Here is a 24,297-nt window from a genome sequence, read left to right as displayed (position 1 = left end):
CCCCCCAACGCCGTGTTACGAGCGCCTGGCCGCGTATGGGGAGACCGTTCCTCGCTCGGCTCCGACTCGCGGCTCAAGACCCCTCGTACGCCGGCACGGGGCTGGGATCGGAACTCGGTCCAGATATGTCATCCTTCGCCCTGCGAGGGTGGTGAGGGCGGCGACGGCGTGCGCGGCGGATGCAAGCGTCACGTGACGGTGCCAACCGTCGAAGGACCGCCCGGCGAAGTCCCGAATACCGACTTGCTCGCTGATCTCCACAAGATCCCGGTCGACCCGATGGATCAGCCGGGCCAACCGCAGCAGCGTGGACGGCTGGGTGTTGGTCAGGTCTGTCAGCCACAACTCCGTCGGCCAGGACTCGTCAGCCTTTCCTGTCCCGAGCAGGAGCAGCTCGTCCTGCTGCGCGGGTGTCGCTCCCGCCGGGACCGGTGGCAGCGTGACACGAACAACGGTGGGAGGACTGTTCCACTCGGTCGGCTCCGCGTAGTGGTGCGGCCACCCGACCGGGTGCCTCCTGCCGCGGGCCGCGGCCAAGATCTGGTACGCCGGCATGGTGTTGCTGCCGTGCCCGGCCAGAGCCGGGTCGGCCACCGCGAGGCGAAGCGTGCTGCTGATCCGGACCAGCAGGGGCATTCCTTTGGCACGAAGCGTCTGGATCAACGCGGGGACGTCCGTCTCCGGTGCGTCCACCACGACCGGAAGCGTGGGTAGCACGCTACGCGAAACCATGGCCAGGTACGCCCCCACCACGCAGTCGCCCAGTGTCTCCCCACTGACACCGCGCGGGACCGACGGCCCGTTCCGCCGGAGCCCGTCGTCCAACCACGCCTTCGACACGTGCAGCCGCCAGTGGATTGGGGCACTCAGCTCGTCCGACGCAGCCCACACGCCGACCGCCTGCTGAGCGTTCAGCACCTGGCCTGCTACGGGGAAGAACCGCCTCTCCACGCCCACCGAATGACGCCCGGACTTGGGGATGACCATGGGCCGTACCACCCACGCGCGTGGGGGTGCGTGCCGAACCAGGTACCGGGCCAGTGCGTGGCGCACCGGGATCCAGTCCCAGGTGGAGCTGCTGATGAAGTGGTGCAGGCTCTGCTCGGTGGCGGGTCCACCGACGCGTGCCGCGATGTTCCTGATGGACTTTCGTCCTTTTGCCTCGAGCAGGCCCCGCAAGTAGTCAACGCCCTTCCTGCGCTGGTCGCTCCGCGGAAGCGACGCGAACAGTGCGGAGCAGAGCTCGGCGAGGATCACGTCGTTCGCCGTCATTGTGCGACCTTGCCCATCCCCCACGTAAAGCATTGGTGTCCAATCTCGGTTTCTCCGCCGCAGGAATGCGTGAAAGAGACGGGTGGTAGCCTCCCACCCATCTCAATAAGCACCCGAAACGCGGCCCCACCAGGCAGTGAACCACGATGCCGATAACAGCGGTACTGACCGGCACCCTCTCCGGGATGACGAAACGGTTGACGACAAGAAACCCCGACAGTCAGCTATTCGCCATGCCTCCCGACGATTTCACGAAGGTCCAGACACCGAGCGGCGGCACTCCAACGTCTCGTCCCCAGGCCATGAACTCCTCCCTCGCGACATCGACGAGACGCGTTGCGAATACACGCGCCAGATGTCGACGAACCCCCAGAACCACGGACGATCCTTCGTGGCGACGATGCCAGGTGTCAAGGACGGCAATGTCATACTTCGGCAAAGTTGTCACGTTACAGCAAAATCAATCCAACTTTGTCAGTTCTTTCGGAGGTCGCCACGGAGCGCCCGGGTGTCGGCAACGACACGCGAAGCCTTCGGTGACGGCTGACGAGAAGACAGGTGACAGGCGGTGCCGGGTGTGCTCTGCTACCGACTTCGCGCGGTCAGCCTGGTAGGGCAGGTCGGCCGTGGCTACGGCACAGGAGTTCGCGCTGTCGCGCAGGGTCGCGCATGCCAGGGGATGGCGACCCTGCTCCACGCCAGCACCTTCGACGATCAAGGCCATCGCACGGACTACCGCGTGCGGTGTCTGCCCAGGACGACGTCCAGCTCACACTCCGCCGAGACGGAAGCCCACGCCTCTGACCGTGACGATCCACCTGCTCGCACCGAGCTTGCTTCGCAAGTTGCTGACATGGGTGTCGATGGTCCGGCTCGACGTCGGGACTACGTCATCCCACACCTTCGCGATGATCTGTCTGCGGGAGAACACCGTCTCCGGCTGCGAGGCCAGCAGGTGCAGGAAGTCGAATTCCTTCCGGGTGAGGCTGATCTGCTGGTCATGCAACCGCACCTCGCGCGTGTTCGCGTCGACGTACAGCGGCCCCCGGCTGATCGCCCGCGCCGTTTCCCCTCCCAACCGGCTTCGACGCACGACGGCCTCGATGCGGGCAGTGAGCTCCCGGAAGGCGTACGGCCGCACGACGCAGTCGTCCGCCCCGGCTTGCAGCACCAGGACCCCGTCCACGCCGGTATCACGGTCGGTGATGGCAATGATCGGGGTGTCGCTCGAGGCGCGGATCTCGCGGCACACCTCGATCCCGTCCAGGTCGGACAGGTTCAGGTCGAGCAGCACCAGGTGGGCGTGCTGATGGCGGTTCAGCGCTTCCGCTCCGCTGTTCACGACTTGCGTCTCATGCCCGATCCGTCGCAGGCTCCCCGCAACGTCATTCGCCGTGCCAGCATCTTCGACAACGACAAGAATACGCACCACGAAGCCCCCAGAGTATTTCGCTAAAAGGTACGCAAAAATTGGCCCAAAAACTCGTTTCTTACTGCCGTTCACTAAACAGCGGAAACACTGCCAGCATCTCCCGAACGGGCGACACGAGTACCATTACTGACATTTTCTCGGCAAGCTGGTCTCTGGTCGCAACAAAGGCCGTCAATGCGTTGGAGTCGGCATCCACACCCCCGCCGGGAAGCCCCACAACGGCCGCGTCCGCGATGTCGACAGCTGCTGCCACGCCACCCCGCTCGCCCGCCTGCCCCGCACCGGGAACACGCGATGGGCCCGCGACCCTGGTGCGTGCTCCACAGAATCACCGCGCGCCCCTGCCGCACCGGCGACATCGCCCGCTCCGGACTTGTCCTCACCTACACCGAACACGGCAAACTTCACGGAGAAACCTCATAAGATCAGTTGTCCGCACTTATTCCCGAAACGGGGATTCTCGACCCTACGAGCGTGAGCACTGCGCGTCGTCCGTGAACGCACCACATCACGACTTCGTCAACCTCACTCTTCAAAGGTAACCCAGGCCACAGTGCCGCACAACATCGACGCCCGACACACCGGATGCCCCGCAGCACGCTGCCCGTCGACCCGGACAGCTCGGTCTTACCAGTTCAGGACCCTGCTGGGCCGACCAGGCCAACCACTGTTCAACGCATCCGCGTAATCAAAATTTCTGAGAAAAAGGACCGAACGGGTCAAGACAATATCACCCATACATCTCAATCATTTGACCTGTAGTTCCTAGCGGATTCGGATCGGAGGGCGGAAGCGACAGTCAAGATCCGGGGCCGGTCCGGCAACCGCCCATTCGCCGCCGACGGCATCCGCACGGTCGCGGGCTGCGCGCCGAACCGCAACGTAGGGCGTCAGTGCCGTCCTACGTACCCCGGGACACACGTCACTGGCGCTGGCTGCGGTAGCCCCTGTCGAGGAGTGCGCTTGTGGCGCGTGTCCGCGGTGCTCTCCCTCTTTGCGTGCCTCGCCGACGCCGAGCCGTCTATTTCGCTGTCGCACTGCACTGCGTCCAGTCCAGTGTGCTCGTTCCTTGTCTCACCTCCTGGCTCCCACAGAACGGAATGTGACGGCCTCCGTCACTCCGCTCGTGCCGTCCTGATCACCAGGCGTTGGGCGTCGATGCCCAGTGGGCGAAGAGCCCGCGATGTTGGCTGATGATGCGTTGCCGGCAGGCGGGACCCTGTGGAACGGCCGGAACCGCTTGCATCTCTTGCGGATACAACGCATCAGGTAGGCGTTGATGCGTTGATCTGAAGGACGGGTTCGCAGAGATCTGGACCGACGTCAAGGATCGACGGCGCACCGAGTCGAAGTCTCTGCGTGATCGCATCGTGCACTGCCTCCTCGAACGCGTGGGCACCCGCCGCCTGACCTCGGCACACACCAGCCCATTAACCCGAACGGGTGTTGACGCTCGACCGGTGCGGGCCGTACGTTCCGCGGTCACCCGAACCGGTTAATGTCCATTAACTGCCCGGAGGAGCGATGGTCGTCCGCGCCCTGCCGTCGTATGCGTCCGGAACATCCGATGTGCCGCTGTTCGGCGACACGATCGGCGGTAACCTCGACCGCACGGCAGCACGGTTCCCCGACCACGACGCTCTGGTGGACCGGCCGAGCGGCCGGCGGTGGCGTTACCGCGAGCTCGCCGCCGACATCGACGCAGTGGCACTGGGGTTGCTCGAACTCGGTGTCAGAAAGGGCGATCGCGTCGGTATCTGGGCGCCCAACTGCGCGGAGTGGGTGTTCGTCCAGTACGCGACTGCGAAGCTCGGGGCGATTCTGGTCAACATCAACCCCGCGTATCGCGTGCACGAGTTGGAGTACGTGCTCAACCAGTCCGGCGTCTCGGTGCTGGTGGCCGCGCCGTCCTTCAAGACTTCCGACTACGCGGCGATGATCGAGGAGGTCCGCCCACGGTGCGCGGGCCTGCGGGACGTGTTGCTCCTGGGCCGACCGGAATGGGCCGAACTCGTGGAGCGCGGCCGCGCGACCGATCGGTCGGCCTTGGACGAGGCGCAGGCATCGCTCTCCGCCGACGACCCGATCAACATCCAGTACACCTCGGGCACTACGGGTTTCCCGAAAGGTGCGACGTTGTCGCACCACAACATCCTGAACAACGGGTTCTTCGTCGGAGAGCTGTGCGGCTACACCGAGGCCGACCGGATCTGCATCCCGGTGCCGTTCTATCACTGCTTCGGCATGGTGATGGGAAACCTTGCCGCGACGTCGCACGGCGCGTGCGTGGTCATTCCGGCGCCGTCCTTCGATCCCAAGGCAACACTGGCCACAGTGGACGAGGAGCGGTGTACCTCCCTTTACGGCGTGCCAACGATGTTCATCGCCGAGCTCAACCACCCGTCCTTCGACACCTACGACACCTCCAGCCTGCGCACCGGGATCATGGCCGGCTCGCCTTGCCCAATCGAGGTGATGAAACAGGTCATCGAGCGCATGGGGATGCGGGAGGTGTCCATCTGCTACGGCATGACGGAAACCTCTCCCGTCTCCACCCAGACCCAGGCCGACGACACCATCGAGCTCCGGGTCTCCACCGTCGGCCGGGTCGGCCCGCACCTGGAAGTCAAGATCGTCGACCCCGAAACCGGGTTGACCGTGCCGCGGGGTACTCCCGGTGAACTGTGCACCCGTGGCTACTCGGTGATGCTCGGGTACTGGGAGCAGCCGGACAGGACCGCCGAAGCCATCGACTCGGCGCGCTGGATGCATACCGGCGACCTCGCCGTCATGGACGACGAGGGCTACATCAACATCACCGGTCGTATCAAGGACATGGTCATCCGCGGCGGCGAGAACATCTATCCCCGGGAGATCGAGGAATTCCTCTACACGCACCCCGACATCCTCGACGCCCAGGTGATCGGTGTCCCCGACGCCCGTTACGGTGAGGAGCTGATGGCCTGGGTCCGGCTACGGCCCGACGCCGAGCCGCTTACCTCTGACAGCCTTCGCGAGTTCTGCCTCGGCAAGCTCGCCCACTACAAGATCCCCCGCTACGTGCACGTCGTGGACGACTTCCCCATGACGGTCACCGGCAAGATCCGCAAGGTCGAGATGCGTCGACAGGCCATCGACATTCTCGGCCTCCACGACGCCGCCGACGTCAAGCACGCCTGAGTAGATCTCCAGGCCCGTCAGCCCACCAGGTGGTCCAAGAAGCACGATCCAACGGTGGAGATCGGCTGGCGCCACGGGTGGTGTCGTGCATGAGTACGGATCCTGGCTTGGCTCGCGGTCTACATGCGGTCGACCGGCCATTGCCGAGTGGGCAGGCGACCGGAAAGCCGGCCCGATCATAGAGGAATTCGCGGAGAGGGCGGGCGCGGTGGATCAGGCGCGTCCCCGCCCGCTCTGCGACCGCCCAAGGCCCGCAACACCGCCTGGTCAGCAATCCGGTCCCGGTGGTCCACCACGGACAGGCCGTAGACCAGTGGGACCGCCCGAGGGGCGGGCACAGCGGGAAGTGGGAGCGCTCGGTGGGAAGTCGCAGCGGCGGCATCGGCACGGCCGCCCCGCGCGCCCACGGTAGGCGGGGGAACGACCGGGCGAATTGCCGAGGTGGTCACCAGCACCACCCCCGCGAGAAGACACACACAACGGGGATGGATGCGACAAGCCCGTGGCCAGGCACACTTGACCACGGACACGTGGAATGTCGCACGGATGCGACGTTCGGGTGTCCGAGGGGGGACTTGAACCCCCACCCCCTTGATCGGGGACTAGCACCTCAAGCTAGCGCGTCTGCCATTCCGCCACCCGGACCAGCGGGCCGTGCCCGCAGCGGCCAGAAGCATACCCAACGTGAGCCGCAGGGACGAAATCCCTAGGTCACGGGACGAGGCAAGCGCGGCACAGGGCTGCTTGCGACACAGATGACCAGCGGTGATCACTTACGGCTCCGGTGACTGCACGGAGAGCAGCACGGCGGCGGCCAATCAGCGGTCTGCGGATCATCCACTCGCGTCTTTCGCGGAGTCGATCACGGCGGGAAGTTGAGGTGCACGGCAGCCCTTGACCAGGCTCGCGCTCCCGGAGGTGCCCGATGGAGAACGACCCGTCCCACGGCTTACCCCGCAGACAGTTCCTCCTCGCCACGGCCGCTGCGGGAGCAGCCGGCCTCGGGCTCTCGGGAGGAGGCGTCGCCAACGCCACCCCACTCCCCCGCACCGGACGATCGGTAGCGGTGCTCGGAGGCGGGGTCGCGGGCCTGTCCGCGGCACACGAGTTAGCCGAGAGAGGCTTTGACGTCACGGTCTACGAACGGAACGCGTTGGGCGGCAAGGCGCGCAGCATCCCGGTCCCCGGCACGGGACGCGAAGGCCGAGCGGACCTTCCCGGCGAACACGGCTTCCGGTTCTTCCCCGGGTTCTACAAAAACCTTCCTGACACCATGCGCAAGATCCCCTTCCCGGGCAATTCGAACGGTGTCCACGACAACCTCGTCGCAGTCAGCCAAGTCCTGTTCGCACGCCGCCACGGCAGGGCCGATCTCCCGATCCCAACCAAGCTGGATATCCCTGCGTTCGATCCCGATGGTCTCCGGAAGGCGTTGCAGGCGTACTTGGAGACTGTGTGCAATCTCCCGCCACACGAGGCACTGTTCTTCGCCAACCGCGTACTCGTCTACCTGACGAGCTGCGACGAGCGTCGCTTCGGCCAGTGGGAGCAGGTTGCGTGGTGGGACTTCGTCCGCGCCGATCGCTGGTCCGACGACTTCCGCGCGCTGCTGGCGGTGGGCATCACGAGGAACATCGTGGCCACGAAGGCTGAGCACGCCAGCACCAACACCATCGGACGCATCGTCGAAGCGTTCCTGTACAACGCATTGGGTCGCGGAAACGACGGTCCAGTGGACCGCATCCTCGACGCGCCGACCAACGAAGCTTGGATCGACCCCTGGGTCCAGCATCTCACGAGTCTGGGTGTCGAGTTCAAGATCGGCTGGACGGTTGAAGGTCTTGCCTACGACGGAAGGCGCGTCACGTCCGCAGGGATCCGGGATCCCAAGGGAAACCTGAGACAGCTCGATGCCGAGTGGTTCATCTGCGCGGTCCCGATCGAGCGTGCGATTCCACTGTGGAACAGGGACATCATTGCCGCGGATCCGCAGCTCGCCCGCGCACGGAAGCTGAAGACGGACTGGATGATCGGGGTCCAGTTCTTCCTACGACGTCGCACTCCCCTGAACCCGGGCCACATCGACTACGTCGAGTCTCCTTGGTCGGTGACCTCCATCAGCCAGGCACAGTTCTGGCCGGGACGGGACTTCGCCCGTGAATACGGCGATGGCACCGTCCACGACTGTCTGTCCGTCGTGCTCTCGGAGTGGGAGAAGGAAGGGATGCTCTTCGGAAAGACGGCCAAGCAGTGCACCCGCGAGGAGGTCGCACGCGAGGCATGGGCACAGATCAAGGACAGCCTGGAGGACACCGGTGAGGAGGTCCTTCCCGACGACCTCCTGCACTCGTGGTCCGTCGCGCCGACGCTCGTCGACGCCGGCAGACCGCACGTACGCAACGAGGAGCCGTTGCTGATCCACCCCGTAGGCACATGGGACAACCGGCCAACTGCGAGGACCCGCATCCCGAACTTCTTCCTCGCAGCCGACTACGTCCGCAACGATATGGACCTGGCCACGATGGAGGGGGCGAATGAGGCGGCGCGGGAGGCGGTGAACGCCCTGTTGGACCGTGCGGGCTCGAACGCACCACGCTGCACGATCCGCACGCTCTACCAGCCCCCGGAGTTCGAGCCCTTCAAGGTGCAGGACCGGATCAGCTACCGGCTGGGGCTGCCCAACGCGTTCGACGTCATTCCCTGAGCGGCTTGTCAACGAACGGAGTAATACGAAGAGGCGATCTTGCTCCCCTGGTCGGTTGTGCTGTGGCACCGGTGGCACGGACACGAACCTTCCACCAACGTCCGGCGTGCTGGCGTCGTATTCCAGCAACGGCCAGGGGGTGCGTGATGCCGCCGTCGCAGTCTCCGGACGATCATATATCGAGTCAACCAAGACTTTTAGTTGACAAGGAAAACGTTTTCGAGGTCGCCGCCGCGATCCAGGAGGAAGCGGAAAACTTTCAGGGCCGGATCGAGAACCATCGTTCCAACCTGCGGTTCCGGGTACCGTCGAGCCAAACTGCGGCGCCTTCCTGCGGCACAAGCCTGGTCACCCACCCGCCGAAGACGGTCACGGCGGCTGTCAATGAGCAACGCCTCCTCGCACATCCCGTGCGAGGAGGCGTGATGCCGTTGAACGGTCTTGGGCTCAACGGGCGCTTTTCGTGTGTCGGACCGGATCAGTTCTCCCCCGGGGCCGATCCGGTCGGCGGGCAGTTCCACTCCCTCGCGGCTTCCCCGCGTAGTTGGAGCGGCCGGCCTTTCAGGCCGTTGACCCTCCGCCACACACGAAGACGCCGCGCTGCGAGATCTGGAACCGCCTGTCGCCGCGAGGCAAGGGCACCTCGTTCATGACAGGTTCCTTCCACTCGACCCTTCTCTCACTCGACTGCTGTCGGTGTACCAACATCATATGCCGTGGTACCGACAGCAGTCGGACGTTAAGGCATGCTGGTTGGTTCCCGGGAGCCTGAATCACCCGGGTGGCCGCTTCCGGACATCACCTCACCGCAACCAGACCGCCGTGTCGACGGGCAGAATTGTTCGCCCGCCTTCCCGCGGCAGCGGGCCACTTGCCAGCAGCAGCCGGTCGTGCTCGGGCAGCTCGCCCGGTTCCGTGCCCAGGTTGACCAAGCAACGCAACGCGCTGCCACGCCAGAAGTCGAGCACGCCTGCCGGAGCGTCCTCGTTCCACCTCAGCTCCCCACTTACCGGCAACGACCGACGCAGCCGTAGCGCCGATTGGTGCAGCAGCAATGTCGATTCCGGATCCTGACGTTGCTCGGTCACCGACAGCATTGCCCACTCCGAGGGTTGCGGCAGCCATGGCTCCCCACCGGGACCGAATCCGAAGTTCGGTTCCTCCGCGCTCCACGGCATCGGCACCCGACAACCGTCCCGGCCCTTCTCGGTGCCGCCGCTACGTCGGTGGATCGGGTCCTGCAGCACGTTCTCCGGCAGGTCGGCCACTTCCGGCAGGCCCAGCTCCTCGCCCTGGTAGAGGTATGCCGAGCCGGGCAGCGCCAGGGTGAGGAGCGCGGCGGCACGCGCACGCCGCAGTCCCCGCTCGAGATCGGCCCGGGGCATGGTGCCGTCGCTCAGCAACCATTCCTTGGTGTCGGTATCAGCGGGTAGGCCGAGCCGGCTGACCACGCGCACCACATCGTGGTTGGACAACACCCACGTTGGCGAGGCGCCGACCGAGGCGGTGGCCGCAATCGCGTTGTCGATCCCGGCACGGAGCTCGGTGGCGCTCCACGGGCGTTGCAGGAAGTCAAAGTTGAACGCCTGGTGCAGCTCGTCCGGGCGCACGTAGCGGGCGAGCCGTTCCGGTGGGAACACCCACGCCTCGGCCACGGCGATCCGCTCACCCGGGTAGTAGTCCAGGACCTTGCGCCAGCGGCGGTAGATCTCGTGGACCTCCTCACGGTCCAGGAACGGGTGATCCATCCCCTCGGCGTGGGTGAAAAGGCCCGGAGTCAGTTCCTCGACCTCGTCCGGATAACCCGGGTCCTTGACCAAGCCGTGCGCGACATCGACGCGGAAGCCGTCAACCCCACGGTCGAGCCAGAACCGCAGCACGTCGTCGAACTCCTCGCGCACCTCGGCGTTGTCCCAGTTGAGATCCGGCTGCTCGGGCGTGAACAGGTGGAGGTACCACTGTCCGTCCGGCATCCGCGTCCAGGCGGGACCGTTGAAGATACTGCGCCAGTTGTTCGGCGGCAGTTCCCCATTCGTTCCACGGCCGTCGCGGAAGTGGTAGCGGGCGCGCTCGCGGCTGCCCGGGTCCGCCCGTAGCGCAGCCCGGAACCACTCGTGCTGGTCGCTGGTGTGATTGGGAACCAGGTCGACGATGACGCGGAGGCCGCGGCGGTGCGCTTCCTGGAAGAGCGCGACCGCGTCGGCCACCGTGCCGAACAACGGGTCGAGCCGGCGGAAGTCAGCAACGTCGTAGCCACCGTCGACCATCGGGGAGAGATACCAGGGGTTGATCCACAACGCGTCGACGCCGAGATCGGCGAGGTAGTCGAGGCGACCCCGGATGCCGTTGACATCACCCACTCCGTCGCCGTTCCCGTCGGCGAAGGAGCGGATGTAGACCTGGTAGATCACGGCGTCACGCCACCACTGCTGGTCCGGCTCACGCCGCTCCGGGATGTTCCTGTCCATCGGCCCTCCTTACTACCCGTTGCCGACGGACCGTATCTGTTGCAAATACTTGCAACCAGTACTGCTAGGATTTCGGGGGTAACCCAGTTACTGGGACAGTGATCCTGAAAGTCTTTGCAGACCTGCCACCCGGCAACCGGCGGGGCGTGAGGTTGCGCCAAACCCGACCCGTGGTGGTGGGCAGCCGGGTAGCGTCGAACCGGCGACGAGTGGGAGGAAGGGCACGTGATCGAGCTGGACGCGCTGGCCGAGGCGGAGTGCCAGGTGTGGTGGGCCGGGCCGGACCCGGATCTGCACGGTCTGCTCGACCTACTCGACGACGGTGAGAAGGCACGGTTCGACCGGTTCCGTCGCGACGAGGACCGGTTCCGCTACCTCGTCGGGCACGCCATGGTGCGGCTGGTGCTGGCCAGCCACACCGGACGCGACCCGCGCGATCTCCGGTTCGCCACGGACTGCCTGCACTGCGGTGGCCCGCACGGCAAGCCACGTCTGGATCCGCCGGCCGGCCTGGACTTCTCGCTGACCCACTCCGGAGAGCGGGTCGGGTTGGCCGTCGTGCGGGACGTTCCGGTCGGGCTGGATGTCGAGGCACACGCCCGCAACGTCGAGCAGTCGCTGGTCGACCACGTGCTCTCCGACGCGGAGCGACGCGTGTTCGACACCGTGCCCACCGAGGCCCGTGCCACCGCGTTCTTCACCTACTGGACGCGCAAGGAGGCAGTGCTCAAGGCCACCGGGCACGGCCTGGCGGCCGGGGTGGCCACGGTGGAGGTTTCCGGACCGGACGAGCCGGCCCGGCTGGTGCGGTGGACGGCCAAGCAGGCCCTCGATTCGCCGGTGCGGCTCTACGACCTGCACCCCGGGCCCGGCCACTCGGCGAGCGTGGCGCTGTTGACCAGCCGCCAGCACCGCGTGCTGGAGCGGGATGCGGAGCCGCTGCTCAAGCAGGCGCTCTGAGCGGGTGTCCGCAAGGCTGGGGCCGGCGCCACAGATCGCTCGATCTTTGCCGGCAGCGGTCGGAGCCACACGCCACGGTCACGATCAGTGGACCCGCACGGCATGCTTTCCGAACACGTTCTGACACAGGTTCCTGCTCATCGGACGTTTCACGGACTGACCCGCAGGTATGGGCCGAACGGACTCAACGGTAGGTCCTTTCGCTGGCAGCGAAAGGACCCCACGAGCAACGGCGCCAGTCCACTCACGACTCGTTGCCGTCACCCGCCGCCGGAAGGCAACACCCACCGCGGGTGCGAACTCACTTCGCGGTCAGGATGTCGAGCCGGACCTGGACGGCGTCCAGGGCGCGGTCGACGGCGTAGCCGAAGAACCACTCGTCACGGGCCCGCAACGTCTCCTGGTCGTTGCATGTGCGGTGCCACAGTGACGCCAGCGCGGCCAGGCCCGGCATGTCCTCGCGGTCCCGGTGTGCGGCGAGCACGGCGGCGGTGCGGCTGCGCAGGGACGGGTCGGCCGCCCACTCGTCCTCCAGGGCGACCATCAGGAACGACGACGACACCAGGACCTGGTAGACGTCGGACGACTCGGCCCCGAAGCCGGCGCGACGCAGCACGCGGATGCCGTGGTCGGCGATGGCCAGCATGGCGGGGACGGTCGGTCCGCGGGTGGCCAGCCGCCGCGCGACGCCGCGGTAGCGGCGCAGGGTGGCCCGCCCGTCGACCAGGAAGCGGTGCCACCAGTCCCGCCACGGCAGGTCGTCGGCGGGCACCGGCATCCCGGCGACCACGCTTTGCAGCACGGCGTCGACGACCGCTTCCCGATCGCCGACGTGGTGGTACACCACCGCCGGCCAGGCTCTGATGGCGGCGGCCAGCTGCCGGATAGTCCAGCCGTCCAGTCCGTGCTCCTCGGTGAGCCGGATGGCGGCGTCCACCACCTGGTCGGGGCTCAGGGCGGGAAGGCCAGCCGCGGACCGCGGCCGGGCTCCACGGATGGCTGTCTTCACCTGAAAACCGTAACGAGGAGAGGGTGATCTTTGCCGCATTGACCGCCGGACAGTCCGCCGTCCAGCGCAATCGTCCACCCATTCGGGTTAATCATCCGGTGTCGGATTGCTCGCCTCCGGGCTCCGCTGCGCACTTGTCGCTCCCGTCGCGATGCTCGCTCCGCCCGTCACCGTGCTGTGCGCACCACCCCCACCCGACGCAGCCGGTCCCGCCACCATGCGGTGCGCGCGGGGTCGGCGGGCGTGGCCGCGGCCAGCCGCTCCGGATCGGGTGCCGGCGGGGTGCGCGGGACCGGCAGCTCGCCGTTCACCGGGAGCAGGGGGTCGGCGACGACGTCGCCCTCGAGCAGGGCGAGCGTGCCCAGCCCGCAGGCGAACTCCAGCTCGGGCAGGGCACCGGCGAGCGCGAGCTGGGCGGCCAGCCCGACGCTGGTCTCCAGCGCGGAGGAGACCACGCACGGCAGCCCGGCCGCCGTGGCGACCTCGAGGGCGCGGCGCACGCCGCCCAGCGGGGCGCACTTGAGCACCGCGACGTCGGCGGCACCGGCGAGGGCGACCCGCAACGGATCGCCAGCCTGGCGGATCGACTCGTCGGCGGCGATACGGACGTCGACGCGCCGCCGCACGGCGGCCAGTTCCTCGACCGTGCGGCACGGCTGCTCGACGTACTCCAGGCCGCCCGCGGCGCGGTCGAGCTGCCGGATCCGGTCGACAGCCGTGTCAACCTCCCAGGCGCCGTTGGCATCGACGCGTACCTGGCCGCCGGGGCCGAGCGCGTCGCGCACGGCTTCGACCCGCGCCGCGTCCTCGGTGGCGGACCCGGGGTGGTCGGCCACCTTGACCTTGGCCGTCCGGCAGTGGGAGCTGGTGACGATGTGGTGGGCCTCCTCGGGGTCCACGGCCGGCACGGTGCAGTTCACCGGGACGCGGTCACGAACCGGCTCGGGCCAGCCGCGCTCCGCGGCCTCCAGCGCGGTGGCCAGCCAGGCCGCCGCCTCCCGGTCGTCGTACTCGACGAAGGGGCAGAACTCGCCCCAGCCGGCCGGTCCGCGCAGCAGCACGCCTTCCCGGACGGTGATGCCGCGGAAGCGGGTCCGCATCGGGATCGAGTAGACGTGCACCTCGTCGATGAGCACGGTGTCCGATCCTGCCACCGGTCCAGGCCGGGCCGGGGCCGGGTGGGTCCGACCGACGCGCGTCCGGACTGCGCCCGCTGGGGTTGCGTACGCGCGGGGTCGCGGGGGAGGCTCGCGGCGTGGCCAGGTTGCTGATCATTCATCACACCCCTTCGCCGCACCTGCAGGCGATGTTCGAGGCGGTGATGTCCGGGGCCACCACGCCGGAGATCGAGGGTGTCGAGGTGGTGCGGCGGGCCGCTCTCGCCGTTACCGCCGTAGACGTGCTCGAGGCGGACGGCTATCTGCTTGGCACGCCGGCAAACCTGGGATACATGAGTGGCGCGTTGAAGCATGCTTTCGATCTCATTTATTACCCCTGCCTCGATTCCACGCGGGGGCGGCCGTACGGGTTGTACGTACACGGCAACCAGGGCACCGAGGGTGCGGTGCGCAGCGTGGAGAGCGTCACCAAGGGGCTGGGCTGGGAGAAGGCTGCCGCACCCGTGGAGGTGATGGGCGAGCCATCCAAGGCAGACCTGGAAAGCTGCTGGGAACTGGGCGCCACGGTCGCCGCGAATCTGATGTCGTAGCGCGGGAGGAACGTGCGCACACTTCCTCTCCCGCCCACACTGTCCCCGAAGTCACGGGACCGTCGGTCACCCCGAACTTGATCTGGCAGTGCCAGCACAACACATCCACGCCTTCTCACCCGCCAGCACCTTCGGGAGGTTCTGGACGAGTTTCCCCTGGATATGTCGGGTTATTGGGGACTCGTGCAGGTCGCCCGGGCAGCTGACCATTGTGCCTTCAGCCATAGCGTATCCAGTAAGTCACCAAGCACGAGGAGGCCGCACGATGCGCTTGTTCCGTCTCTTGATGACCTTCTTGTTCGGCGCACTCGTCGGTCCGGTGACCGCGCCGGGGGCCGCATCCGCCAATGCAGTCGGTGATGTCGAGTTGGCTTGTACCTACAACGTCCAGTTCAACTTGGCGGAGCCGCTGACGGCCACGAAGACCGAGACGACCTGGACCGGCACCGGTGGCGGTTCCAACTGTATGTCCCCCACCGGCAGTTACCCGAACCTGCGGTCATCGGTCATCGCTCCCTGGACGGGCACGGCGTCGAGCGTGCCGGGAACCAACCCGTGCCCCGCACAGGTGGAACTCGTCGGAGAGGGAACGATCAACTGGTCTCCCGGCGAGGAAAAGAGCCGTTTCGAGATTCGCGTTGACTTCGTAGCCGAGGACGGCACCCTTGGGGTGAGCGGTAAGACCCTCACCGGTCCCTTGCGGGGAACCTACATCACGGCGCTCCCGGTCGTGGGCCACACGAACCCGGACTGCGCGGTCACCGGACTCACCAGCATCACCAGTGAGGTCACCGAGGTGCTTTACCACTTCTGACCACGCCTGCGTGCCCGCAAAGCGGCCGCATCGAGAGCGGTTTCCGCGCCAGGTATTGCGGCGGCCATATTTCGCCGGGCTCCGCGGTTCGGTCCGCGGGGCCCGGCGTGCGGGCTCGCGCAGCACGAACATCGTAGGCCGGACGAGTGCCCTGATCCCGCCACAAAGCTGCGAACGCCGCCGGAAACGACGATGGCGGGCCCGACCACGGGCGGAGAGAAATCGATCTCGACCCGTTCTCGCCGAACCAGGCGTGAGCGGTTCTCACGATCCGGTGAATGGTCGGGCAACCATTTTCCTACTCGCCGGTGCGGAGTCATCCTCAGCTCATCGGCACTACCGAGGGTAGTTACATGGTTGCACATCACGACCACGACGGTTCCGGCACGGACCCGCCCGTCTCGGGCGGTGCTGTTGTCGTCGCCGGGCGCACGCTGCCGCTGACCGAGTTGCTGGCCGGGTGCCTGCGGACCCTCCGTGGCGCGCCCCCGGGCGACCCCGCGCTGGCCGACGCGCAACGCGCGTTCCTCGCCGGCGGGCTGGGCGCGCTCACCGACACCCCGGACCGGGAATGGGTGCAGGTCGGGCTCGTGCCCCGTGCCGACGCACGTACCGCGTTGTACGGGCTGGTCTCCGACATCGCCCACGAACTGCTCGACCGCGGGCTGGCCACGAACTTCTTCTTCATGCACAAGCCGCCCGGTCTGCGCGTCCGCTTCCAGGCCGCACCCGACCGTTACGAGGAGACGCGCCGGCGGATCCTCGGGTGGAGCGAGGAGCTGCGCGGGCACAGCGGGGTGGCGACCGTGCTGCCCGCGGTCTACGAGCCGGAGGCGAACCTGTTCGGCGGTCCGGCCTCGATGCGGCACGTGCACGACCTGTTCACCGTGGACTCCCTGGCCTGGCTCGCCGTGCACGGCCGGGACGGCCCGGAGCCCGCCTCGACGTGGGCGGTCTCGCTGCTCATGCTGCGCGCGGTGTTCGAGGGCCTGGGCGTCGAGGGCTGTGAGCACTGGGACGTCTGGGACCGGGTCCGGACCGAGACCGGGCGCCGGCTGTCCACGCAGGCCCGGACCGCCGCCGGCGTGGACGACGCCGCACCCAGGCTGCGTCGCCTCTGGGACGCCCCGGACGTCCTACTCGGGCTGCTGCCGGGATGGGCGCAGCGGGTCGTCGAGCGGCACCGCGGCGAGGCGCTGTCGGTGGCGCACGGCTGGCGGAGCGAGTACTTCCAGACCCGCCAGGCATGCGTGGGGCCGCGCCGCGCCGCCGCGTTCTACGTCGTCTTCCACTGGAACCGGGCCGGACTGCCCGCCGCGCGGCAGGTCCTGCTCGCCGAGACGCTGGCCACCCCCGCGGAGGTCGAGGGTGGTGCCGCCTAGGCCGGGGGAGGCGATGCCGGGCGGAGCCGCGTTGCTCCGGCTGGCGGGGCTTCCCGTACGGCTGTGGCTGGCCGGTGGCTGCCCGGAGCTGTTCGCCCTGCTCGCCAGGACCGATGCCGCGGCCGGCGCCTACCGCCGGAGCGCGCGGACGCTCGCGGAGCGGCTGGGCAGGCAGCTCGTCCCGCGTCCCGAACTGACCGATGCCGAGCGGGTCGCCGTGCTGGAGCTGCGGCGGGCGTTCCACCGGGGGGTCCCGGTCGCCGACGACGAACGCGTGCGCCTGGCCGAGCGGGCCGCCGCGTTCGGGGACGCGACACTGGCCGCGCAGCTGCGGTCGGTGGTGGCCGAGGCACGCCAGCTGGTCGAGCTGGACACGCGGCTCGTGCGCGAGCTCGCCGTGGAGCGGCGCCGCCTGCAGGGCCTGCCCTGGCTGCTGCTGCGGTCCTCCCCGGTGGGCTCGGCCGCGCTCGCCAACGACGCGCCGGAGGTGCTGGCCGACATCGAGCGGCGGCTGGCCGCGGGCGAGCGGTGGGACGGCAAGCGGCTGCGGCAACGCTCGGACTACCTGTGGCGGCTGGTCGGTCGGGGCGCGGCCAAGACCACGCCCCGAACCTGGTTCGGTCATCTGGCTCTCGCCCCGGTTTCGGAGAATCCGAGGAAGAACGACACCCTGATATCCACAATGGACGGTTCACCGGCGATCGCGGGCCAGTGCGCGAGCCACCACATGTCCAACGTGCACACCTCGCGGCACGCGCTGGAGGAGATCCGGTGCGGCGGGGACCTGACGTCGGTCGAGGTTTCCCTGACCGGGCTGCACTGGCCGGATGGCACGGAGTTCGTGAGCTGGGTGATGGATCCGGCGGACCGGTCGCGGATGCGGGAGGTGCGGCTTCGGGAAACGCCGGCGCTGCGGGCGGTGCGCCGGGCCCTGGCCAACGGTCCCCTGCTGTGGCCGGAGCTGCTCACCCGCCTGCTCGGCACGCGGACCGGCGACCCTCGGTCCCGTGAGGTGCTCACCGGGTTCCTCACCCATCTCGCGACGCTGGGCGTGGTGCAGCCGAGCAGCCAGGTCACCGACCGGGTCGGTGGCTGGTGGACCTCTCCCCCGGCGGAGTCCGGGGTGGGCAGCGAGTTCGTCGACGTTTACCGGCAGGGAACGGCAATCGTGCCGGCCGCGGCCCTACGCCGGTTCGGAATGGCCATGCGGCTGGTGAAGCGGCTCGCCGCGTTGGTGGAGGCGGACGCCCCCGCCATCTACCACCACGTGCTCCAACTGGTCGACGCCCGGCCCAACCCGGTGCCGGACCTCGTCCGCCGGTTCCTGTTCGACCACCCCGAGTACCGGACGCCGACCACGTCACGCGTCGGGTGGCCGGAACCGCGGGATCCCGACTCCGGGTACGCACACTTCCTGACACTGCTGGCGAACCAGCCGGACGAACCCGGCGGAACGGTCGACATCTCCGGCGAGCTGCTCGACGTTCTCGATGCTCCGGGCGCCGAATGGGACTGGCCCGCCGACTGCGTGCTGCGTCCGCTGCCGCCGAACGCGGGAGAACCGCTCGCGGTGTTGGAAGCTGTCGGGCCACCGGGCGTGCTGGATGCGCGCTTCTGCGACGGGCTGCGCAAGTTGAGCGGTGCCGAGCCCGATCTCGTCGTGGAGTACCGCGAGTTCCTGCGGGAAGTGGAACGGATCCAGGGCGGCCGGTTCGTCGAGGTCTTGGTGCCCCCACTGGGAGAGCGTGCGGCGAACGCGGTGCGGCGCCCGCACTACACCCCGTTGTGGACCGGGGATCCGGACCGGCGGGCCTATTACGGTTACCACCCGATCCAGGATTACCTGCCGTTGCACGAAATTACGGTGCGGCGGGACGGCAGGGAGGTCATCGCCGAGGCGCACGGTGCGCGTGTGTGGCCGATCTACCACGCGACCCGAGCTCCCTCACCACCGTGGGACGTGGTGCTCGCGCTGCTGCGGACCGCCGGCCCGCGCGGCGCCCGCACCGGCTATCGCTGGGGCGGCGCCCTGGCGGCCTTCCCCGGCAGGGACCACCTGCCCCGGATCACCGTCGGGAAGCTGCTCGTCCTCAGCTGCGCACAGTGGCGGGTCCACCCCGACGAGCTGTGGGAGGCCGGTGCCGACCCGGACGAGAAGTTCCGCGCGTTGGGCCGCCTGGTGCGGCGCCGCCGCCTGCCCCGTTGGGTCTTCGCCGCACCCGTGGGCGGGCGCCCGGTTCCGCTCGATCTGGCGAGCCTGCCGGCGTTGCGCCAGCTCGACCGGTTACTGGCCGCCCGGGCAGCCGCCGAGGACACCGGTCCGTTGCTGTTCGAGGAGATGCTGCCGGCCCCCGGGCAGCTCCTCGTCACCGACACCGCACACGCGCCCAACGACCAGCTGGCCGCCCAACTGCTGCTCCGGATCCCCGCCGACTCCGGCCTGACGGCTCCGGAGGCACAGGCCCCGCACGCGGATGCGCCCGCCGCCGACATGCGGGACGTCATCGAACCCGTCATGGTCGGGGTAGGCATGGCGGGCTGAGCGCGGGGCGCGGGCACGCCAGCCCGGTGGTGCACCGGACCGCACCAGGACGAGGAGAACCGAGGAGGAGAGGACTTCCCATGCCGGACAGCGAACGCAAGGAGTTCGACGACATCGACGACCTCGTGGCGGACCTGGAGGTTCGGATCCGCGAGCTGCAGCTGACCGAGTCCGCGGGCGACCCGCCAACCACCCTCTTCGGTGGCTCCAGGTGCATGCCACCGAACCGGTGAGGACGCGCCTCGCGCGCGGCGCGCCACACCGTGCCGCACCCCGTGAGCACGAGCCCGGGAGGAGAACGGGGAGATGGACGAGAGTTTGGACCTGGCGGACGTCGACGAGCTGATCAACCGGCTCGAGACGCGGATCAGCGAGGTGCCGCTGCCCCAGGCGGAGGCACCGCTGGCGTCCGTGCTGTGCCCGCTGCGGATCTGCGACGCGAACACCCACCAGTGTTGAGGGAACCGATGACGTACCCGGGTGGGCGGGTCACGCCGGCCCGCCCACCCTGAGCAGGAAAGGGGACCCGTGGTGGCTTCCCGTGTGGACAGGAACATCGCGGGGTCCACCGTGGACGTCGCCAGTCGGGCACTGCTCGCCTGGGCGGACCACGGGGCCTCGACCACCGACCCCGGTCCGGTCGTGCTGGCCTCGACCCTGGACCGCACCGACCCGGCCGTCGGGCGGGCGCTGCGGGCCTGGCTGGCGGGTCTGCGCGACCGCACCTGTGCGCACCCCGGCCTGTTCGGCGGCCTGGCCGGGCAGCTCGCCGGGCTACGGCTGATCGCCACCCTGCATCCGGCCGCCGGCAACGCCGCCGACGCCATCGCCACCCTGCTCGCGCGGGGCGCCCGGGAGGGTGTCTGGGCAACCGAGCACGTCGGCTTCCTCGACTACGACCTCATCGGCGGGCCCGCCGGTGTCCTGCTGGCGCACTGCGTGCACGGCCCCCGCGACGGCGAGCTCGCCCCGTTCGCCATGCACCTGGCGACGCTGTGCGAGGACCCCGAGCTGAACGGTCTGCGCTGCCGGGTCTACGGAGAGCACAAGCTGCTGCACTGGACCCAGGACCGGATCAACGTCGGTCTCGGGCACGGCGTCCCCGGGGTCGCGGTCGCGCTGGCCGCCGCGGTGCGGGCGGATCCGGCCGACGAGCGGGCCGCGGCAGCGCTGCGCCGGGTCGGCCGGTGGCTGGCCAACGAGGCATACGGCGACGAGCGCGGCATCCTCACCTGGTGCGGTACCGGCCGGGACGGCGAGCGGCCGGCTCCGGGCGCGCACCCCAGGCAGGCGTGGTGTTACGGCGCGCCGGGGGTCGCCTGGTCGCTGTGGGAGGCCAGCGCGGCGCTGGCGGCCCGGGGTACCCGCACCGTTGCCGAGGAGCTGGGCGACGTCGCGGTCACCGCGATGCGGTCGCTGTGCCGCAACTACGACGAGAGCTTCCACCTGTTCGGCGACACCGCGAGCGACCGGCTGGCGATCTGCCACGGCGCGGCCGGAGTGCTCGCCGTCGCGGACGCGTTCGCCCGCTGGGCCGACCTCACCGAGGCGGCGCAGCTGCGGGACCGGCTGCGCGAGCACCTGGAACAACACCTGGACGAGGTGGTCGCGCTGGCACCGACCAACATGCGGTTGCTCGACGGTGCCGCCGGGGTGCTCGCGGTCCTGTGCAGCACGGCCGGCGCCAGCCGGGACTGGATGCCGCTGGTAGCGCTTCGCTGACCGAAAACAGGCGGTCATCACCGGGGAGCGGGCGTAGTGTCGGTGATCCCCCGCCGCGTCGCGGCCACCGCCGGACTCCGCGGGTGGGCGCGGTCGGCCGGTGTGCCAGCCGGCTGGCGCCCCAATGGACCACACCGAAGGTCTCGCCCTCTTCCGGGTTGTCATCATGGCTGTGACGAGCGGTGATGTCAGGCTGTCACGGCATGTCACTCCTCCGATGTAAGCCTGGTGACTATCAGGAGTTGGACGATCGCACGATGTGCCCGCCCGTGACCGACCGGCAATATTTCTGTTGTCCGTCCGGAGCGCAAGCTCCCCGACGATCAGCCGCCGGACGGACGGCGCGCCGCGCGAGGACCGGAAGCAGGGGCCGGAATTCGCACGGGGCACGCGCCTCGACTGGCACTTCGGGCAGGGACCGGTGTACCCCCAGGGCCGGGGCCCCGCCATCACGCCAGTCGTCTAGGGCGGTGGCGTCCGGGCCGGCCCGCACGCCGGACGCCACCGCGTCGGGGAGCTTGTCGTTGCCGCGATCGTGCCCCCCGGGTCACGAAACCGCGTGCATGGTGCCGTTGTTCAAGGGTGACGGCGCTGTTCTTCCGGAATCTCCCGTACAGGATGCGATGCTGCGTGGCCGGCTGCGGCCGATCCCCGGTTGATGCTGCTGGCGGACGTGCGCGCGAGGTTGCGTCTGCTCGCACCAGACGAGGTGCGCAACCTCCGCAGAAAGCGCACCTGGCGCCGGGTCACACCGAGCCGCGCCGGTTCATCACGATGTCGCCACCGGGTTGCCGGTTGCGGACAGGCCGCACCGCCGCCCCGGCCAGCAGCATGAGCCCTGTTGACGAAGTCACGGGACCCGAGGAGGTCACGTGGCTCCGGTGCCTCGGATCCACCGCCTCGCCCGGCGATCGCCACTTCACCAACGGGGCCCAGACGGCACGGCCGGGGCCGCAATGCCGATCGGCGCGCCGGAGTCGACTCAGCCCGGGTGCATGCCGACCGTGTCCCGGATCTGCTGGCCGAGCGCCGCGGCTCCCTCCCGGGCGCAGTGGGCGCAGCAGAAGAACCGGCCCTCCACCTCCACACCGTGGCCGATGATCCGGCACCGGCAGTGCTCGCACTCGGGGGCGAGCCGCTGGATCGCGCACTCGAAGCAGTCGAACGTGTACTTGTCCCCGCTGGTCGTGCGCACTTCGAACGCCATCCAGTAGTCGTTCCCGCACACGTCACACTTCGCCATATGCGCACCTCCTGATGGGTCGGCCGGTCACCCGGCAGCCTGCGCCCGGCCCCCTCGACGGGCAACCGGAGAAGCCCGAGTGAGGGATGAACCGAACCCGCCCGGGTCAAACCCGCTCCCCGCAGGCGGCAAGTGCCTTGTCTCGACCGTGCCGAGTAGTGTCAGGAGCTGACACACGCACCCGCCCCGGGCATGCCGCACGAGGCGAGGGGGCAAGGGTGAACTGGACCGAGCACGTCGACGCCTACTGCGAGCGGACCGGTCCCGGCCTGCTCGCCGAGCCGTTCAATGCCGTCAGCAACGTGGCCTTCCTGTTGGCCGCCCTCGCGCTCTGGCGGATGCTGCGCCACGTCGGGCGGCCGGTGCCGGCGAGCCTGCTCACCCTGGTGGTGCTGGTGGTGGCGATCGGTCTGGGCAGCACCGCCTTCCACACCTTCGCCACCGGCTGGGCCGGGCTGACCGATGTGCTGCCGATCACCGCTTTCCTGCTGTTCGGACTGGTCTGCTACCTGCACTGGTTCTGGGCTGTGCCTTGGCGCTTCGCGTGGGCGGCGGTGCCGGCGTTCCTGCTGTTCGCGGCGACCGTCGTGACCATGGCCACCGCGACGTTCGGCCCGTTGCCCGGCGGTACCGGCTACCTCTTCCCGCTGGCCCTCCTGCTGGCGGGTGGGCTGGGGCTGCTGGCCCGCGCACCGCACCCCGGCCGTGTCCTGCTGAGCTGCGCCGCGATCTTCGCCGTCTCGCTGCTGTTGCGTACCGTGGACGGCACCGTCTGCCCGATCTTCGGGGTCGGCACCCATTTCCTGTGGCACCTGCTCAACGCGGTCGTGCTGTACGGGGTCGGCTACGCGTTCGGCCTGCGCTGGGCCTTTCCCGCCGGCCGGGCGCCCGAGCCCCGTAAGGGACCCGCTACTCCATCAGGATGACCCCGGCTCCGCCCCTGGTCTGATCGCCGGTCGGTGCCCTGCCCCCACGGTCCTAACCGGCAACTCCGCCCGCGGAGCGATGCCCGCCGAGCGGCGCCGTCCATAGCTTTCCTACTGCCATCGCGCACCAGGTCCGCCGCGCGTCGCGGCCGGACCCATCGATCCTGGGAGTGGGAACACATGTCCACAACGCTGTCCGGCGTGCAGGCGCGCACCGCAGTGGCCGCGCGCCAGCTGGTGAAGGTGTACGGCAAGGGGGAGACCGCGGTCCGCGCCCTGGACGGGGTGAGCGTCGACTTCGCGGCCGGCCAGTTCACCGCCATCATGGGCCCGTCCGGCTCCGGCAAGTCCACGCTGATGCACTGCCTGGCCGGCCTGGACACGGTGGACGCCGGATCAGTCCACATCGGACAGGTCGAGCTGACCAGCCAGTCGGACAAGGGCCTCACGAAGCTGCGTCGTGACCGGATCGGCTTCATCTTCCAGTCGTTCAACCTGCTGCCCACGCTGACCGCGGAGCAGAACATCCTGCTCGGCCTGCAGCTGGCCGGCCGCAGGCCGGACCCGGAGTGGCTCGACACCGTGGTCTCGGTGACCGGCCTGGCCCAGCGGCTGGGCCACAAGCCGAACGAGCTCTCCGGTGGCCAGCAGCAGCGCGTCGCGTGCGCGCGGGCGTTGGTGGCCAAGCCGGACGTGGTGTTCGCCGACGAGCCCACCGGCAATCTCGACTCCCGCTCCGGCGCGGAGGTACTGGGCTTCCTGCGTACCTCGGTCCGCGAGCTGGGCCAGACGGTGATCATGGTCACGCACGACCCGGTCGCCGCCTCCTACGCCGACCGCGTGGTGTTGCTGGCCGACGGCCGGCTGGCCGGCGAGATCCACCAGCCCACCGCCGACTCGGTGCTCGCCGCGATGAAGAACCTGGGAGCCTGACA

Annotated in this window: 20 protein-coding genes and 1 tRNA gene; 12 read left to right on the top strand and 9 right to left on the bottom strand. The window is 68.8% G+C overall.

Annotated features, from left to right (window positions below; all coding sequences use genetic code 11):
* Positions 1–15 precede the first annotated feature (15 nt).
* The 3 genes from IEY55_RS00475 to IEY55_RS00465 all read right to left on the bottom strand — a co-directional run bounded on the left by IEY55_RS00475 (position 16) and on the right by IEY55_RS00465 (position 2,957).
* Positions 16–1,272 carry an IS701 family transposase gene (locus IEY55_RS00475; protein ID WP_229685796.1) on the bottom strand — a complete coding sequence of 419 codons (1,257 nt, stop codon included), beginning with the start codon at positions 1,270–1,272 and terminating at the stop codon, positions 16–18.
* Between the two features lie 769 nt (positions 1,273–2,041).
* On the bottom strand, positions 2,042–2,776 hold the full coding sequence (locus tag IEY55_RS00470; RefSeq protein ID WP_189052794.1) for a response regulator transcription factor: 735 nt from the start codon (positions 2,774–2,776) through the stop codon (positions 2,042–2,044).
* Positions 2,763–2,957, bottom strand: coding sequence for a hypothetical protein (locus IEY55_RS00465; protein ID WP_189052793.1), 195 nt, complete (start codon positions 2,955–2,957; stop codon positions 2,763–2,765). Before IEY55_RS00465 ends, IEY55_RS00470 begins: the two co-directional genes overlap by 14 nt.
* Positions 2,958–4,228: 1,271 nt before the next feature.
* Between IEY55_RS00465 and IEY55_RS00460 the strand changes: the two genes are divergently transcribed.
* Positions 4,229–5,884 carry an AMP-binding protein gene (locus tag IEY55_RS00460; RefSeq protein WP_189052792.1) on the top strand — a complete coding sequence of 552 codons (1,656 nt, stop codon included), beginning with the start codon at positions 4,229–4,231 and terminating at the stop codon, positions 5,882–5,884.
* Between the two features lie 560 nt (positions 5,885–6,444).
* Here the strand turns inward: IEY55_RS00460 and IEY55_RS00455 are convergent.
* Positions 6,445–6,529: transfer RNA gene (locus IEY55_RS00455), tRNA-Leu, on the bottom strand.
* Between the two features lie 280 nt (positions 6,530–6,809).
* Here IEY55_RS00455 and IEY55_RS00450 point away from each other — a divergent pair.
* Positions 6,810–8,588 (top strand): hydroxysqualene dehydroxylase, encoded by a 1,779-nt coding sequence (locus IEY55_RS00450; protein WP_189052791.1) that lies wholly within the window; start codon positions 6,810–6,812, stop codon positions 8,586–8,588.
* Positions 8,589–8,785: 197 nt separating this feature from the next.
* On the opposite strand, the gene IEY55_RS00445 is transcribed toward IEY55_RS00450, so the two are convergent.
* A complete protein-coding gene (locus IEY55_RS00445; RefSeq protein ID WP_189052790.1) occupies positions 8,786–9,109 on the bottom strand; it encodes a hypothetical protein in 324 nt (107 codons plus the stop codon).
* Positions 9,110–9,391: 282 nt separating this feature from the next.
* Positions 9,392–11,056, bottom strand: a complete 1,665-nt coding sequence (locus IEY55_RS00440) for a glycoside hydrolase family 13 protein (protein ID WP_189052789.1) — start codon at positions 11,054–11,056, stop codon at positions 9,392–9,394.
* A gap of 225 nt (positions 11,057–11,281) precedes the next feature.
* Here IEY55_RS00440 and IEY55_RS00435 point away from each other — a divergent pair, with 225 nt between their 5' ends.
* The gene (locus IEY55_RS00435; protein ID WP_189052788.1) at positions 11,282–12,016 is read left to right on the top strand and encodes a 4'-phosphopantetheinyl transferase family protein; all 735 of its coding nucleotides are present in this window, start codon (positions 11,282–11,284) and stop codon (positions 12,014–12,016) included.
* Between the two features lie 301 nt (positions 12,017–12,317).
* Here the strand turns inward: IEY55_RS00435 and IEY55_RS00430 are convergent, their stop codons facing one another.
* Positions 12,318–13,025: a TetR/AcrR family transcriptional regulator gene (locus IEY55_RS00430; protein ID WP_189052787.1), complete on the bottom strand. Its 708-nt coding sequence runs from the start codon at positions 13,023–13,025 to the stop codon at positions 12,318–12,320.
* Positions 13,026–13,192: 167 nt separating this feature from the next.
* The gene (locus IEY55_RS00425; protein ID WP_268239261.1) at positions 13,193–14,179 is read right to left on the bottom strand and encodes an o-succinylbenzoate synthase; all 987 of its coding nucleotides are present in this window, start codon (positions 14,177–14,179) and stop codon (positions 13,193–13,195) included.
* Between the two features lie 101 nt (positions 14,180–14,280).
* Here IEY55_RS00425 and IEY55_RS00420 point away from each other — a divergent pair, with 101 nt between their 5' ends.
* From IEY55_RS00420 to IEY55_RS00390, 7 genes are all read left to right on the top strand, one after another.
* The gene (locus IEY55_RS00420) at positions 14,281–14,733 is read left to right on the top strand and encodes a flavodoxin family protein (RefSeq protein ID WP_189052786.1); all 453 of its coding nucleotides are present in this window, start codon (positions 14,281–14,283) and stop codon (positions 14,731–14,733) included.
* 265 nt (positions 14,734–14,998) lie between these two features.
* Complete coding sequence (locus IEY55_RS00415) at positions 14,999–15,547, top strand: hypothetical protein (protein WP_189052785.1); 549 nt, start codon at positions 14,999–15,001, stop codon at positions 15,545–15,547.
* Between the two features lie 353 nt (positions 15,548–15,900).
* Positions 15,901–16,929: a thiopeptide-type bacteriocin biosynthesis protein gene (locus IEY55_RS00410; RefSeq protein ID WP_189052784.1), complete on the top strand. Its 1,029-nt coding sequence runs from the start codon at positions 15,901–15,903 to the stop codon at positions 16,927–16,929.
* Between the two features lie 13 nt (positions 16,930–16,942).
* Positions 16,943–19,471 (top strand): lantibiotic dehydratase, encoded by a 2,529-nt coding sequence (locus IEY55_RS00405; protein ID WP_189052783.1) that lies wholly within the window; start codon positions 16,943–16,945, stop codon positions 19,469–19,471.
* An 80-nt stretch (positions 19,472–19,551) separates the two neighbouring features.
* A complete protein-coding gene (locus IEY55_RS00400) occupies positions 19,552–19,704 on the top strand; it encodes a hypothetical protein (RefSeq protein ID WP_189052782.1) in 153 nt (50 codons plus the stop codon).
* Positions 19,705–19,777: 73 nt separating this feature from the next.
* A complete protein-coding gene (locus tag IEY55_RS00395; protein WP_189052781.1) occupies positions 19,778–19,930 on the top strand; it encodes a hypothetical protein in 153 nt (50 codons plus the stop codon).
* 72 nt (positions 19,931–20,002) lie between these two features.
* Positions 20,003–21,193, top strand: a complete 1,191-nt coding sequence (locus IEY55_RS00390; RefSeq protein ID WP_189052780.1) for a lanthionine synthetase LanC family protein — start codon at positions 20,003–20,005, stop codon at positions 21,191–21,193.
* Between the two features lie 982 nt (positions 21,194–22,175).
* Here IEY55_RS00390 and IEY55_RS00385 read toward each other — a convergent pair.
* Positions 22,176–22,436 carry a metallothionein gene (locus IEY55_RS00385; protein WP_189052779.1) on the bottom strand — a complete coding sequence of 87 codons (261 nt, stop codon included), beginning with the start codon at positions 22,434–22,436 and terminating at the stop codon, positions 22,176–22,178.
* A gap of 218 nt (positions 22,437–22,654) precedes the next feature.
* On the opposite strand from IEY55_RS00385, the gene IEY55_RS00380 reads away from it, so the two are divergent.
* Positions 22,655–23,362 (top strand): ceramidase domain-containing protein, encoded by a 708-nt coding sequence (locus IEY55_RS00380; RefSeq protein WP_189052778.1) that lies wholly within the window; start codon positions 22,655–22,657, stop codon positions 23,360–23,362.
* Between the two features lie 180 nt (positions 23,363–23,542).
* On the top strand, positions 23,543–24,295 hold the full coding sequence (locus tag IEY55_RS00375; RefSeq protein ID WP_189052777.1) for an ABC transporter ATP-binding protein: 753 nt from the start codon (positions 23,543–23,545) through the stop codon (positions 24,293–24,295).
* The last annotated feature ends 2 nt before the right edge of the window (positions 24,296–24,297 follow it).

This window comes from Longimycelium tulufanense (genome assembly GCF_014645795.1).
GTDB lineage: Bacteria > Actinomycetota > Actinomycetes > Mycobacteriales > Pseudonocardiaceae > Longimycelium > Longimycelium tulufanense.
The sequence above is the reverse complement of the archived record's forward strand: the minus strand, read 5'-3'. Positions and strand labels throughout refer to the sequence as shown.

Coding starts and splice junctions, on each gene's coding strand:
- IEY55_RS00475 (WP_229685796.1), bottom strand. CDS start 1,272: ATGACGGCGAACGACGTGATCCTCGCCGAGCTCTGCTCCGCACTGTTC.
- IEY55_RS00460 (WP_189052792.1), top strand. CDS start 4,229: ATGGTCGTCCGCGCCCTGCCGTCGTATGCGTCCGGAACATCCGATGTG.
- IEY55_RS00450 (WP_189052791.1), top strand. CDS start 6,810: ATGGAGAACGACCCGTCCCACGGCTTACCCCGCAGACAGTTCCTCCTC.
- IEY55_RS00440 (WP_189052789.1), bottom strand. CDS start 11,056: ATGGACAGGAACATCCCGGAGCGGCGTGAGCCGGACCAGCAGTGGTGG.
- IEY55_RS00415 (WP_189052785.1), top strand. CDS start 14,999: ATGCGCTTGTTCCGTCTCTTGATGACCTTCTTGTTCGGCGCACTCGTC.
- IEY55_RS00410 (WP_189052784.1), top strand. CDS start 15,901: ATGGTTGCACATCACGACCACGACGGTTCCGGCACGGACCCGCCCGTC.
- IEY55_RS00405 (WP_189052783.1), top strand. CDS start 16,943: ATGCCGGGCGGAGCCGCGTTGCTCCGGCTGGCGGGGCTTCCCGTACGG.
- IEY55_RS00400 (WP_189052782.1), top strand. CDS start 19,552: ATGCCGGACAGCGAACGCAAGGAGTTCGACGACATCGACGACCTCGTG.
- IEY55_RS00395 (WP_189052781.1), top strand. CDS start 19,778: ATGGACGAGAGTTTGGACCTGGCGGACGTCGACGAGCTGATCAACCGG.
- IEY55_RS00385 (WP_189052779.1), bottom strand. CDS start 22,436: ATGGCGAAGTGTGACGTGTGCGGGAACGACTACTGGATGGCGTTCGAA.
- IEY55_RS00375 (WP_189052777.1), top strand. CDS start 23,543: ATGTCCACAACGCTGTCCGGCGTGCAGGCGCGCACCGCAGTGGCCGCG.